The organism is Kocuria rhizosphaerae (assembly GCF_044462265.1).
Lineage (GTDB): Bacteria > Actinomycetota > Actinomycetes > Actinomycetales > Micrococcaceae > Kocuria > Kocuria rhizosphaerae.
The window spans coordinates 71,796-85,059 of record NZ_JBISWL010000044.1 but is presented as its reverse complement, the minus strand read 5'-3'; the positions used below and the strand labels follow the sequence as shown (position 1 = coordinate 85,059).

The following is a 13,264-nucleotide window of genomic DNA, read 5'->3' as shown; positions in this document are numbered from 1 at the left end:
CGGGGTCTCAGGGGCGCGGGGTCTCAGGGGCGCTGGGTCTCAGGTGCGCTGGGTCTCAGGGGCGCTGGGTCTCAGGAGCGCAGGGTCTCAGGAGCGCAGGGTTTCGGCGGCGCGGGGGCGCAGGGGCGCGGAGTTCAGTAGGCGAAGGCCAGGACGTCGTCGCGCCCCGGGCCGTCGGTGGGACCGTGCTCCTCGTCCCGGTGGGCGAGTTCGGGCATCGCCGCGGCCACGCCGCCGCGCACGTAGCGGACGATGAGCACGGTCTCCACGACCAGGAGCACCCCGTAGATCAGGCCGAGCGTCGCGAGCGAGAACACGATCTCCTGGCCGCTGACCCCGGGCGAGACCGCGGCAGCGGTGAACATGTAGACCCCGTCCACGCCGCTGGGGTTCGGGTTGGGGACGACGACGAAGGGCTGGCGGCCCATCTCGGTGAACACCCATCCGGCGATGTTGGCCCCGAAGGGCGCGAGGATGCCGGCCACGGCGGTCCACATCAGGGGCCGGGAGTCCGGGACGGTGCCCTTGCGGGTGAGCCACAGGGCCAGGGCCGCGAAGGCGGCGGCGAGCATGCCGAAGCCGATCATCAGCCGGAAGCCCCAGTACGTGACCTCCATCAGGGGCAGGTAGTCGATCTCCTGGCCCGCGCGCTCGCCGTAGATCGGGTCGTCGGGCAGGTGCGTGCCGTAGGCCTCCCGGTACTCCGGGACGAGCGTGTTCACGCCCTTGACCTCGGTGTCGAAGTCGTTGTGGGCCAGGAAGGAGAGCAGGCCGGGGATCTCGATCACGGTGACGACCTCGTCGCAGTCCTGCCCGCCCAGCGGTCCGACGGAGAGGACGGAGAACCCGGTGCCGTCGTGGCAGGCGGCCTCGGCGGCGGCCATCTTCAGCGGCTGCTGCTCGAACATCAGCTTGCCCTGCACGTCACCGGTCGCGGCGACCCCGGCGAACGCGGCCACGGCCACGGCCGCGCCGATCCGCAGGCTCGTCAGCCACACCCGGTGGTCGGTGCGGTCCCGCCCGGGGATGTCGGCCCGTTCCCCGACGACCACGGCACCGCGGTCGTCGACGGTGTCGATGCCGTCACGCCGGCGCTGCCACAGGTGGTACCACGAGATGCCGAGCAGGAAGGCCGCGCCCACGGCGACGGCCCCGGCCAGGGTGTGCGAGTACGCGACGAGGGCGGTGTTGTTGGTCAGCACGGCCCACACGTCGTTCATCACCGGACGCCCGTCGACGAGCTCGACGCCCACGGGGTGCTGCATCCACGAGTTCGCCACGATGATGAAGAACGCCGAGACCACCGAGCCCACCACGGCGGTCCACAGGGTGGCGAGGTGCACCTTCTTCGGCAGCCGGTCCCAGCCGAAGATCCACAGGCCGAGGAAGGTCGACTCGAAGAAGAAGGCGAGCAGGCCCTCCATCGCGAGCGGGGCGCCGAAGACGTCGCCGACGAACCGGGAGTACTCGCTCCACGCCATCCCGAACTGGAACTCCTGCACCAGGCCGGTGGCGACGCCCATGATGAAGTTGATCAGGTAGAGCTTGCCCCAGAACTTGGTCATCCGCAGCCAGCGCTCGTTCCCGGTGCGCACCCACATGGTCTGCATGACCGCCACCAGCAGACCCAGGCCGAGGGTCAGCGGGACCATCACGAAGTGGTAGACGGTGGTGATGCCGAACTGCCACCGGGCGATCTCCAACGGATCCATGCGCCTGCTCTCTCCTCGGGCTCTGCGGCACGCCGTGACTTCTACGCGACGTAGAAACCATTTCTACACGATGGTAGAAGACAATGCGAGATCCGCTAGGATCGGAGCGTGGCAACAAACGACATGCACCGCGCGACATCCCTGGGCGAGCTCGAGCGCTCGGTCATGGAGATCCTCTGGCAGTCGGGCACCCCCCTCTCGGCGTACGACCTCCAGGACCGGCTCCCCGCGACGGCCGGCGGTGGAAGACCCCGTGCGGCGACCACCGTCCTGACCGTCCTCTCCCGCCTCGAGCGCAAGGGCTTCGTGCGCCGCGAGCGCTCCTCACGGCCGCACCGCTACCGGGCCGCGGCCTCTCGCGAGGAGCACATGGCGGACCTCATGCACGACGTCCTGGGCGAGGCGCAGGACCGTGCGGCCGTCCTGGCACGGTTCGTCGGCCGGGTCAGCTCCGAGGAGGCCGAGACCCTCCGGCGGCTGCTCGACGGCTGAGCGACCGTGCTCGCCGGCTCGGTCGCGCTCGCGGCGCTCGCCCTGGCCCTCGCGTGGCCCGTGCCGGTGCTGCTCTCCCGTGCCCGGTGGCCGGCGCGGGCCCCCGCCACGGCGCTCGTGCTCTGGCAGGCCGTGGCCCTGGCCGGCGGCCTGTCGATGCTCGGCTCCCTGTTCTCCTTCGGCCTGGTGCCCTTCGGAACGGACGTCGTCACAGGGGGCCTCGGCCTGCTCGCGAGCCTCCTGGAGGCGCACCCGCCGGTCCGCCCCGAACCGGTGCACGTCATCGCCCTCTCGGGCGCGTTCCTGCTCGGGGGCCACCTCCTGCTCAACCTGCTCGTGACGGTCGTGCGCGCCGAGCGGGAACGACGACGCCACGCCCAGTTGGTGCTGCTGCTCAGCACCCCCCTGCCCGACACCCCGGGGACACGGCTGCTCGACGACCCCGCCCCGGTGGCCTACTGCCTGCCCGGGGCCTTCACCACCATGACCGTCCTGTCCTCCGGCCTCCTGTCGCTGCTGGAGGAGGACGAGCTGCGCGCCGTGATCGAGCACGAGCGGGCGCACGCCTCGCAGCGCCACGACATCGTGCTCGTGCTCTTCCGCGCCTGGCGTGCCTCCCTCCCGTGGTTCCCCATCGCCCACCGCGCCGACCACCAGGTCGGGCTGCTCGTGGAGATGCTCGCCGACGACCTCGCCCGCCGCTGCGTCGACGACCGCTCCCTGGCCCGGGCCGTCGCCCTCGTCAGCGCCGGCGGGTCCGTGCACCGGACTGCCCGGGAGGAGGGCCCCTGGACCGGGCCGGACCGGCTCGCGGAGGCACATGCCCGGATCCAGCGTCTCGGCGCGCCGCCGCTGCCCCCGCTCCGGCGCGGCATCGTCGTCGGCGCGGCCCTGGCACTGCTCACCGTGCCCACGGTCCTGCTGCTCGCACCGGGCCTCACGACACTCCTGGGCTGAGCCGCGCCCCGATCCGGCGGCCCGTCGGCAGCCCCGATAGGGTGGCCGGATGGGCTGGCACATCGGCACCTCCGGGTGGAGCTACGACCACTGGGAGCACGTCCTCTACCCGCCGGGCACCCCTCCCGCGCGACGGCTGGAGATCTACACCCGGACCTTCTCCACGGTCGAGCTCAACGCGAGCTTCTACCGCTGGCCCCGGAACTCGACCTTCGCCGGGTGGAATACCCGCCTGCCACCGGGGTTCCGCATGTCGGTGAAGGCCCCGCGAGGCCTCACCCACGCCAAGAAGCTCTACTCCCCCGAGGTCTGGACGGAGCGCATCGCGGCGTCCTGGCACGAGCTGCACGACCGGCGGGCCGTCCTGCTCGTGCAGCTGCCGCCCACGCTGGCCCGCGACGACGCGCGCCTCGAGCACTTCCTCGCGGGCCTGCCCGGCTGGATCCGGGTGGCCGTCGAGTTCCGCCACGACAGCTGGGTGCACCCGGAGGTCTTCGCGCTGCTCGCCCGCCACGACGCGGCCTACTGCGTGATGAGCGGCGCGGGGCTGCCGTGCGTGCTGGAGGCGACGTCGGACGTCGTCTACGTCCGCCTGCACGGCCCCGACCCGCACCACCTCTACGCCGGTACCTACCCGGACGACGACCTGGCGTGGTGGGCCGAGCGGATCCGCGAGTGGGACCGTTCGGGTCACGAGGTCCACGCGTACTTCAACAACGACGGCGAGGGCCACGCCGTGCGCAACGCGCTCACCCTGCGCCGGTTCCTCGACCACGGCTGAGCTCCGGCCCGGCCCCGGACGGGCCCGGCCGGCGTCCGTCGCCGGGGCGACGCCGGACACACCGGTCCGCGCGTCGCGCACCCGTGACCGCATCGCTGGTAGGTTCGCCGCAGCAGGCACCGGACGAACCCCTCGCCCACCGCTTCCGACCCCCGAGGAGCACCCCCCGGCCATGGGGACCACCAGCATCCACACCGACCCCCCGCAGCGCTCGCCCCGCCCCGGGGCCCCGGCGGGGTCCGACGGCGCCGCCCGGGCGCACCGCAGGCCCTCCGCCACCGCTCCGGCGTGCCGGCCGACCGGCTGACCGGGACGGGACCGCGATGGACGAGCGCCAGATGCTCAACAAGGACGGTGCCACCTATGTGGGCGCCCGCGCCGTGGCCGTCCCCGCCCGGGTGGGGACCACCGGGGCCCGGCCCACCCGGCAGCGGGTCGTGGGCCAGGACCGTGACCGCTTCTTCCTCGACGACGGCCACGCCTACTGCCGGCTCACGGGCGTCGTGTGGGAGCAGCGCTCCTCGCCGGACCGGGGGACGACGCGCGTGCGCAACGCCTACACCGACGGCAGCGACCTGTTCGCGGGGCTGTGGAAGTCGGCCCTGGAACCGGAACGGACCACGGTGCGGGAGTCCGCGCGCCTGAGGGACGAGGACGTCGTCGCCGCCGTCCGCGCCGACCGGCGCGTCCCGCCGTGGTCCCGTGCGGACTTCTACTACGACATCGACCGGATCCGCCGGGCCGTGGACGCCCTCGAGGCGGACTGCCCCGGGGCCGGCCACGACGGGTTCTGGGCCGTCGTGGACGCCCACCGGCGCCCGGCGGAGGAGATCGCCGGGCTGACGCAGCCGGTGGGGCCGGAGTGCCTGACCGCCGGCCACGGAGTGTGCCACGAGTGCCGGCCGGTGCACGTCTGGGCGCGGATCGCCGAGCACCGCCGGACCCGCCACGGGGGCGACCCCTCCGCGCGCTACGACGCCGAGGCGATCATCGCCGCGCTCGACCGCATCGACCCCGACGTGTCCCGCATCCCCCTCGAGATCGTCACCCGCGTCCTCGACGCCCACTGCCGCCCCGGCGATCAGCCCGTGGCCTGACCCGGCGCGACGACGGCCACGGCGCCCGGTCAGGCGCCCACGTAGGCCGCGAGGTGCTCGCCGGTGAGCGTGGAGCGGGCGGCGACGAGCTCGGCGGGGGTGCCCTCGAAGACGACACGGCCGCCGTCGTGGCCCGCGCCCGGGCCGAGGTCGATGATCCAGTCGGCATGGGCCATGACCGCCTGGTGGTGCTCGATGACCACGACCGAGGTGCCCGAGTCGACGAGCCGGTCCAGCAGAGCCAGCAGCTGCTCGACGTCGGCGAGGTGGAGGCCGATGGTCGGTTCGTCGAGGACGTAGACGCGGCCCTTCTCGGCCATCCGGGCGGCCAGCTTCAGCCGCTGCCGCTCGCCGCCGGAGAGCGTGGTGAGCGGCTGGCCGAGCGCGAGGTAGCCGAGGCCGACATCGGCGAGCCTCGTGAGGACCGCGTGGGCGGCCGGCGTGCGGGCCTCACCGGCGCCGAAGAACTCCAGGGCTTCGGCGACGGGCATCGCGAGCACCTCGCTGATGTCCCGGCCGCCGAGGCGGTGCTCCAGCACGGCCGCCTGGAACCGTTTCCCCTCGCACTCCTCGCAGGTGGAGGTGACGCCCTGCATCATCCCGAGGTCGGTGTAGACGACACCGGCCCCGTTGCAGGCCGGGCACGCGCCCTCGGAGTTGGCGCTGAACAGCGCGGGCTTCACCCCGTTGGCCTTGGCGAACGCCTTCCGGACCGGTTCGAGCAGTCCGGTGTAGGTGGCGGGGTTGGACCGGCGGGAGCCCTTGATCGCGGTCTGGTCGACGACCACCACGCCGTCGCGCCCCGCCAGGTTCCCGTGGACCAGCGAGCTCTTGCCGGAGCCCGCGACACCGGTGACGACGGCGAGGACACCGGTCGGGACGTCGACGTCGACGTCGCGCAGGTTGTTCCGGGTCGCGCCGCGGATCTCCAGCGTGCCGGTGGGGGTCCGCACCGACTTCTTCAGGGCCGCCCGGTCGTCGAAGTGGCGTCCGGTGGTCGTGCCGCTCGTCCGCAGCCCCTCGACCGTGCCCTCGTAGCAGACCGCGCCGCCCGCCGCGCCGGCGCCGGGCCCGAGGTCGACGACGCGGTCCGCGATGACGATCGTCTCCGGTTTGTGCTCCACCACCAGCACGGTGTTGCCCTTGTCGCGCAGCCGCAGCAGCAGCTCGTTCATGCGCTGGATGTCGTGCGGGTGCAGGCCGATGGTCGGCTCGTCGAACACGTAGGTGACGTCGGTCAGCGAGGACCCGAGGTGGCGGACCATCTTCACGCGCTGCGCCTCGCCCCCCGACAGCGTGCCGGCGGCCCGGTCGAGAGCGAGGTAGCCGAGCCCGATCTCCACGAAGGAGTCCAGGGTCTCCCCCAGCGCCGCCAGCAACGGCGCCACCGACGGCTCGTCGAGCCCCCGGACCCACGCGGCGAGGTCGCTGATCTGCATCGCGCACGCGTCGGCGATGCTCGTCCCTCCGATCCTCGAGGACCGGGCCGCCTCGCTGAGCCGGCTGCCCCCGCACTCGGGACACACCGTGAACGTGATCGCCCGGTCCACGAACGCCCGGATGTGCGGCTGCATCGCCTCGCGGTCCTTCGCGAGGAACGACTTCCGGATCCGCGGGATCAGCCCCTCGTAGGTCACGTTCACGTTGTCGACCTTGATCCTGGTCGGCTCCTTGTGAAGGAGGTCCGCCAGCTCGGTCTCGCCGTACTCCCGGATCGGCTTGTCCGGGTCGAAGAAGCCGCAGCCCAGGAAGATGCGGCCGTACCACCCGTCCATGCTGTAGCCCGGGACGGTGATCGCGCCCTCGGCGAGCGACTTGGCGTCGTCGTACAGGGCGGAGAGGTCGAAGTCGCTGACGGTGCCGCGGCCCTCGCAGTGCGGGCACATGCCGCCGGTGACGCTGAAGCTGCGTCGCTCCTTCACGCTCTTGCCGCCGCGCTGGAACGTCACGGCACCCGCGCCGCTGACCGAGGCGACATTGAAGGAGAACGCCTGAGGCGAGCCGATGTGCGGCTGCCCGAGCCTGCTGAAGAGGATGCGCAGCATCGCGTGGGCGTCGGTGACGGTGCCGACCGTGGAGCGGGCATTGCCGCCCATCCGTTCCTGGTCCACGATGATCGCCGTCGTCAGCCCGTCGAGCACGTCGACGTCGGGCCGGGCCGGCGTCGGCATGAAGCCCTGCAGGAAGGCGCTGTAGGTCTCGTTGATCAGCCGCTGCGACTCCGCGGCGATCGTGCCGAAGACCAGGGAGCTCTTGCCCGAGCCGGACACCCCGGTGAACACGGTCAGCCGGCGCTTCGGGATCTCGACGCTGATGTCCTGGAGATTGTTCTCGCGCGCGCCGTGCACGCGGATCAGATCGTGGCGGTCCGCCGCGTGCTGCGCGGGCGACCGATCGCGCGAGGCGCTCAGCCCGTCCATCGTGGCTCCCTCCGTCGGGCGGGCCCCGGGTGCGGTCCCCGCCGGTGACCTCCCCGCCGGTGTGGCCCCGTGCGGCCGACGCCGCGCCGTGCGCCCGGACGTCCGGCACCGGCCCGCTCCCCACTGTATCCGCAGGGTCGGACGGCGCGGCCGGATCGGGGGTGTCGGAGGAGGCCATCGACCGGGGCCGGTCGGTGGCTGGGCCCCCGGGGGCGCACGCCGTCGACCACCGTCGTCGTCGCCGGACCGGCGTCCGCGCCGGCCACCGGCGCCAGTGGTCGCAGATTCCGCCTGAAGTGGTGCTTCCACGGCAATGGCCCCCGGAACTCCGGCAGAGGACTGACGTGCTGTGACGGAATAGCCGACCGGGCGATGCATGGCCGTTGATCGGAGCGTCCGCACACCTGCGCAGGGCCCGCAGCATGTGCACCACCGGGAAGGCCCCCTTGAGTGCCTCCGCCCCCGCCGCGTGCGCGCTGGACACCACGCCCTCCGCAGCGGCCGGCGGGGCAACGGTGCTCCCTGGCCGAGGAGCTGCCGAACCTGTCCCCGGAGGAGCCGAAGCCGCACGTCGTGCCGTTGCGGGCTGCCGCCGTGACCTTGGCGGCCTGAACGCCGTGGCCGCTTCGATCGCTTCGACGTGCAGACCTCCCCTGTCTGCAGCGCAGTAGCCGGCCCGTCGCCCCCGGTCCGAACCGGGGCGATGGGCCACCGTGGCGCGCCGCGGCTCGAGCCGGCACCAGCAGTCCGGCCAGCACGCAGTCCGCGCGGCCAGGTTCCCCACCATGAGCACCGCCTCCGTTCTCACCGCCTCCAGCCTCGTCGGACCCGGCTCTGCCACCGGCGCCTGAACGGCCCGACGGCGAGCGCCAGGGGCGGTTCACCTCCGTGCCGGTGGCTACGATCAGTGTCGTACCGTCCGGACCATCCGACCAGGAGGCACCCTCATGCCTGACGACGACGCCCTGCTCGCGTTCCTGCGGGAGCACTTGGAGCAGGACTGTGGCGGCGACATCCACGCCCTGCGCAACAGCGTCAGCCACGCGATCGAGGAGCTGGAGGAGGGCACCCGCACCCTCTACGCGCTGGTGGTGGAATGGGGTGGGGGCGCCGGCCCCGGGTGCGAGGGTCCCACCCGGTGGAGCATCTCCGAGAGCGAGACCGGCGACGGGCCGATCTACGCCACGGGCACCGTGTCCGGGTTCACCGGTGCGGACGAGGGCGAGGCGGAGATTGCCGAGGCGGTGCAGGAGGCCGGGTTCGAACTGGACGGGGCGTTCATGTACGGGATCGTCGCGGGCAACAGCGTCGCCATGGTCCGCCGGCTGCCGCGCGAGCACTGATCCGTCCGGTCCATCCGACGCAGGGTCCGGCCACTGGACGATGCCGTTGCCCGGCCGGCTCGGGGGCAGGCCTTCTGGGAACGGGGATCATCGCCGCAGTCTCTCCGCGCTCGGTCGAGGCGCCGGGTCGGATTGTCCCCTCGGACGAGCCGGCGGGCAATCCGGAGTCCCCTGCGTGTCAGGGTGAGTTGAGTCCAGTGGTTCACAGCAAGTCCGCCTGACGCTGGGCGAGATTGAGGATCGATCACCATGTCCGGTTCCGTTCTGTCCACCCCGGAGCAGAAGCCGGCCCATCTGGCCGCCTACGAGCAGGCCTGCCGAGAACAGCAGGGCGGGGCGTACCTGCGCCGGGAGGGCTTGTACTCCTCGTTGATCGCCGAGTGGCGCCGGTTGCGCGACGCGGGGGTGCTCGAGGGCAAGGCCGCCGGCGAGGCGGCGGGATGCCCGAGTGAGGAGCAGGCCGAGATCGCCCGGTTGCGACGCCAGCTGGCCGACTCTCAGCAGCGGTTGGCCACGACCGAGACCGCCTTGGACATCATGGGAAAAGCACACGCGCTCGTGGACCAGATCTCCGAGGGCGCGGACACCGAGCAGCCGCGCAAGAAGCGCTGATGGGCGCCTACACCGAGCTCACCACCGCGGGGACCACCACCCGGGTGGCCGCGGCCCTGACCGGGATGCCGCGGGCGACTGCCACCCGTCGACGGGCCAGGGCCGCTCCTGGACTTCGGGACGGCGTGGCCCCGGCCAACCGGCTCACCGGCCCGGAGCGGGACCGGGTGCTGGAGGCGCTCAACAGCGCCGAGTTCGTCGACCAGCCCCCGGCCCAGCTCTACGCCACGATGCTGGAGCGTGGGGTGTACCTGTGCTCGATCCCCACGATGTACCGCGTGCTGGCGGACGCGGCGCAGGTGAGGGAGCGCCGGCGCCAGGCCCGCCACCCGGCGAGGGCGGTCCCGGAGCTGGTGGCGGACGGGCCCGGGCAGGTCTACACCTGGGACACCACCAAGCTGCCCGGCCCCGCGAAGGGCATGTACTACGACGCCTACGTGATGATCGACGTCTACTCCCGCTACATCGTCGGCGCTCACGTGCACGCCCGAGAGTCCGGGCCGCCGGCCGAGGACATGATGCGCCGGATCTTCGGCGTGCCCGGGATACCGCAGGTCGTGCACGCCGATCGGGGCACCTCGATGACCTCCAAACCGGTGGCCGCGCTGCTGGCCGACCTCGGCGTCACCCGCTCCCACTCCGGGCCCAGCGTCTCGAACGACAATCCCTACTCGGAGGCGTGGTCCAAGACCTTGAAGTACGCCCCGGTCTTCCCCGAACGCTTCGGGTCGATCGGCGATGCCCGGGCGTTCATGGACCAGTTCGTCGAGGTCTGCAACCACGACCACCACCACGGCGGGATCGGGCCGCACACCCCGGCCGACGTGCACTACGCCCACGCCGCCGTCACCGAACAGCGCTCAGCGGCCCTGGCCGCGGCTCGGGCCGCTCATCCCGAGCGTTTCTCCACGACCGGGGGAGCCGAAGATCCTCGCGTTGCCCACCCATGCCTGGATCAACCCACCAGTCGCGACCGAACCGGCCGCCGCCTGACATCCTCTGGCCTCAAACCCCATGAAAATTTCCGACGGAGCATGGCTCGACCTTCACATCGCCAGTCGTCAGTGCCCGTGTCGCAGCGTGTCGGGGTGATGGGGGCCGCGCTAGGTTTTGTGGAAGCAGACTGTTCCGGATCAGCAGAGGAGCACGGGCATGTACGGTCGCACCGAAGACGAGTGGGAGCAGCTGCGGGAGTCGGCTGTCTACCACCTGGAGGCGGCTGCCAAGTCGCGGAGCACGATCGACTACAGCACCCTCAACCACCAGATCGCCGATGAGACAGGTCTGCCGCCCTTCGACTTCACCAAGCAGACCGGGCGGGACGCCATCGCGCAGCTCTTGGCCGAGATCTCGGAGGACACCCACGCCCGGCACGGGATCATGCTCTCCGCCCTGGTCACGCACAAGGGTTCGGCGAACCTCGGCGGCGGCTTCTACAAGCTGGCGTCCAAACTCGGGCAGATGCCCGCGAACCCGACGACAAACCAGAAAGATGAAGCGCTGTCCCGACTCACGGCCGAGGTGCACGATCACTACGCCAGGAGGGCGAGCGCACGTTGACGACCGGCCCCACAACGCCGGACTTCCAGTGCTCAGCGGGTGTGCCGGTCGATCCGGTACGTGAGCCCGGCCCGCGAGCGAGCTGCCGCGGCGGCCACGGTTCAGGCGGACGGTGACGTCTAGGAGCGCACCTCGTCCTCCAGGGTGCGCACCGCGGTGGCTTGCAGGGTGATGAGATCGGCGGCGTCGAAGGGCAGCACCGTGGCGGTCCGGGGCAGGAGTCGGTCGCTCAGCTCGATCAGGGTCCCGGAACGGATGGCTCCGGTGGCGGGTTCGTCCCACAGGACGGTGTCTCCGACGTTCACGGTGTGCTCCTCAGCGGGGGTGGGGTGGCGGTCACGAGGAGGCCGGCGAGGTGCTGGGCAGTGCGTCGAAGATGGCGTCGGCCAGGGCCCAGTCGTGGGGAAAGCCCCTCTTCGTGCAGGGACCTTGGAGCATCAGCTCGCGGGCCAAAGCTCGGGCCCCGGCCCGGTAGAGCGCGTCTTGGGTGATCGGGCGGTGGAAGTCCTCGTGGTCCAGGGCGGTGTGGTTAGCGATCTGGCTGTACTCGCTCAGCTTGGTCCGGAATGCTTCGTAGCCGGGGTCGATCTCCGCCATGTGGTGCAGGCGGGTCGCCACGTCGATGAAGCCTTCGCTGGTCTGGGACACCTCCAGCAACTTGTAGTGGCGGACGGTGAGCCGGGCCAGGATCCGGTCCCCGTCCTCGCGGCGCCTCGTCGGTGTCGACACCCGCCAGTATGTCCACTCGGTGTTGGCCGGGCAGCGCAGGACGTGGCCGACGTAGTCGGCCAGGACCCGCACGGTGTCTGCACCGGCCGGTGAGGAGAGCACCCCGGCAGCGGCCGGCTGAGCCATGGCGCGGGTCGGCACCCGGGGACGCGGCGGCCGCTGCGCCACTTCGTCCTCGGAGGCCAGCAACACCCAGCGGATCCTCTCGACGGTCTGCGCGTCGCGCACGGGGACGCCGTCCGGGCGCAGCGGCACCGCCTTGTTGTGCAGGTCGTTCTCCAGGGCCACCCCGGCGGCCTGGCGCTCGAAGATGGTCAGCACCTCGTTGAGCGTGGTCTGCAGGTAGAACATCTTGGCGACGTCGACCAGCACGATCCGCTGCTCCCACTCGCGCAGGTGCGTACTGATGCGTTTGGCCAGGTCGTCGGACATCCCGACGTACTGGGCGTCGTTGGCGCAGTGCAGCACCTAGATCCCGGGCCCGGAGATGCCCATCTCGCTCAGCTCACCCGTCGACTCGTAGCCGTAGATCTCGTGGGTGGCGAACTCCAGAGGGGGTTTCATGTCCGGATCCCAGACGGCGACCGGGGCCTTGATGGCCGGGTGCGGGTCGTAGGCGAGGACGTGGAGGTCTGTGAGCTCGTAGTCGAAGCTCGACGGGGCCGCATCCAACACCAGCGTCGGGTAGGGCCGGGGCTCACGGCTAAGCTGCTCGGTGACCTGCTAGCGGTGGTTGTCGTAGATGTGGCGGTGCCGCGCCGGTGCTCTCCGACGTCCAGCGCCAGGTGCTGCAGCACCTGGTTCCACGGGCGATCGGCCACCACCGCGGCCTCCAGCACTGCGGCGGTCAGTGCAGTGGTCTTCGGGTCCTCGTTGCGGTCGAGCACCTGGGCGGCGGCATAGCGCCGGCCCATCAGATTGCCGGTGACCGGGTTGCGCGTGGGCTCCGGCAGCTTCGGGTCGCGGGCGATCCGCCCGGCCTGGGTGCTGGCGGCTAAGTCGTCGACCAGCTCGGCCTAGGAGGAGCGCACCGCGGCGTCAAGATCGACCGGGGTCGGGGTCTGCCGGCCGGCCAGTCCCCGGTGCAGACTGGCGAGTTCGTGCTGGTATCCCTCCTCGGCGTCCTCGATCGACCGGGATGCGCCCAGGAAGCGCTACCGCTCGTGGTTCTTGTAGCCGTCCTCGTAGAAGACCTCGTCGAAGCTCTCCGCGTCCAGCGGGTCGGCCCGGCGCCACGATGCGTCGTCGCCGGCCATCCGGTCCAGGGCGGCGAGCATGTTCGCCTCGGCGGCGTAGCGAGTGGGGCCGGGGAAGTTCAGCGCGACCCGGCCGGCGGCCCGGATCGTCAGCACGGGCCGGCTCGGGCTCTCGAAGCAGTACTCCCCGTCCACCTCGTCTTCCGGTGCGGTGCTGAACTAGGTGCGGAACGCCGCGGCGGCGCGCGCGGAAGGGGTGTAGTCGTAGGCAGGTCGGGAGTCCATGTCGTGGAAGCGCGGGCCCAGTCACCGGTCGCCTCGCACAAGGTGACGGTCGGCGCCGTGAGCTCGAGCTACGCCTCGGG

The 13,264-nt window shown here is 71.8% G+C and carries 11 protein-coding genes and 2 pseudogenes; 7 read left to right on the top strand and 6 right to left on the bottom strand.

What is annotated here, in order from left to right; all coding sequences use genetic code 11:
* Positions 1–134: 134 nt before the first annotated feature.
* Positions 135–1,712, bottom strand: a complete 1,578-nt coding sequence (locus ACH9EU_RS05760) for a cytochrome ubiquinol oxidase subunit I (protein ID WP_396412983.1) — start codon at positions 1,710–1,712, stop codon at positions 135–137.
* Positions 1,713–1,835: 123 nt separating this feature from the next.
* Here ACH9EU_RS05760 and ACH9EU_RS05755 point away from each other — a divergent pair, with 123 nt between their 5' ends.
* From ACH9EU_RS05755 to ACH9EU_RS05740, 4 genes are all read left to right on the top strand, one after another.
* The gene (locus ACH9EU_RS05755) at positions 1,836–2,204 is read left to right on the top strand and encodes a BlaI/MecI/CopY family transcriptional regulator (RefSeq protein ID WP_396413014.1); all 369 of its coding nucleotides are present in this window, start codon (positions 1,836–1,838) and stop codon (positions 2,202–2,204) included.
* A gap of 6 nt (positions 2,205–2,210) precedes the next feature.
* Positions 2,211–3,161, top strand: coding sequence for a M48 family metalloprotease (locus ACH9EU_RS05750; protein WP_396412982.1), 951 nt, complete (start codon positions 2,211–2,213; stop codon positions 3,159–3,161).
* 49 nt (positions 3,162–3,210) lie between these two features.
* The gene (locus ACH9EU_RS05745) at positions 3,211–3,942 is read left to right on the top strand and encodes a DUF72 domain-containing protein (protein WP_396412981.1); all 732 of its coding nucleotides are present in this window, start codon (positions 3,211–3,213) and stop codon (positions 3,940–3,942) included.
* Between the two features lie 323 nt (positions 3,943–4,265).
* Positions 4,266–5,039, top strand: a complete 774-nt coding sequence (locus tag ACH9EU_RS05740) for a hypothetical protein (protein ID WP_396412980.1) — start codon at positions 4,266–4,268, stop codon at positions 5,037–5,039.
* A 29-nt stretch (positions 5,040–5,068) separates the two neighbouring features.
* Here the strand turns inward: ACH9EU_RS05740 and ACH9EU_RS05735 are convergent, their stop codons facing one another.
* On the bottom strand, positions 5,069–7,459 hold the full coding sequence (locus tag ACH9EU_RS05735; protein WP_396412979.1) for an ATP-binding cassette domain-containing protein: 2,391 nt from the start codon (positions 7,457–7,459) through the stop codon (positions 5,069–5,071).
* A 947-nt stretch (positions 7,460–8,406) separates the two neighbouring features.
* Between ACH9EU_RS05735 and ACH9EU_RS05730 the strand changes: the two genes are divergently transcribed.
* The 3 genes and pseudogenes from ACH9EU_RS05730 to ACH9EU_RS05720 all read left to right on the top strand — a co-directional run bounded on the left by ACH9EU_RS05730 (position 8,407) and on the right by ACH9EU_RS05720 (position 10,974).
* Complete coding sequence (locus ACH9EU_RS05730) at positions 8,407–8,802, top strand: hypothetical protein (RefSeq protein ID WP_396412978.1); 396 nt, start codon at positions 8,407–8,409, stop codon at positions 8,800–8,802.
* Positions 8,803–9,072: 270 nt separating this feature from the next.
* Positions 9,073–10,407, top strand: a pseudogene (locus tag ACH9EU_RS05725) (transposase); the annotation flags it as partial.
* Between the two features lie 159 nt (positions 10,408–10,566).
* Positions 10,567–10,974 (top strand): hypothetical protein, encoded by a 408-nt coding sequence (locus ACH9EU_RS05720; RefSeq protein ID WP_396412977.1) that lies wholly within the window; start codon positions 10,567–10,569, stop codon positions 10,972–10,974.
* A gap of 119 nt (positions 10,975–11,093) precedes the next feature.
* Here the strand turns inward: ACH9EU_RS05720 and ACH9EU_RS05715 are convergent, their stop codons facing one another.
* The 4 genes and pseudogenes from ACH9EU_RS05715 to ACH9EU_RS05700 form a co-directional block, all read right to left on the bottom strand.
* The gene (locus ACH9EU_RS05715; RefSeq protein ID WP_396412976.1) at positions 11,094–11,279 is read right to left on the bottom strand and encodes a hypothetical protein; all 186 of its coding nucleotides are present in this window, start codon (positions 11,277–11,279) and stop codon (positions 11,094–11,096) included.
* A gap of 31 nt (positions 11,280–11,310) precedes the next feature.
* The gene (locus tag ACH9EU_RS05710) at positions 11,311–12,171 is read right to left on the bottom strand and encodes a hypothetical protein (protein WP_396412975.1); all 861 of its coding nucleotides are present in this window, start codon (positions 12,169–12,171) and stop codon (positions 11,311–11,313) included.
* Positions 12,172–12,414 (bottom strand): annotated as a pseudogene (locus ACH9EU_RS05705) (thymidylate synthase); the annotation flags it as partial.
* A 443-nt stretch (positions 12,415–12,857) separates the two neighbouring features.
* Positions 12,858–13,094 carry a hypothetical protein gene (locus ACH9EU_RS05700; protein WP_396412974.1) on the bottom strand — a complete coding sequence of 79 codons (237 nt, stop codon included), beginning with the start codon at positions 13,092–13,094 and terminating at the stop codon, positions 12,858–12,860.
* Between the last annotated feature and the right edge of the window lie 170 nt (positions 13,095–13,264).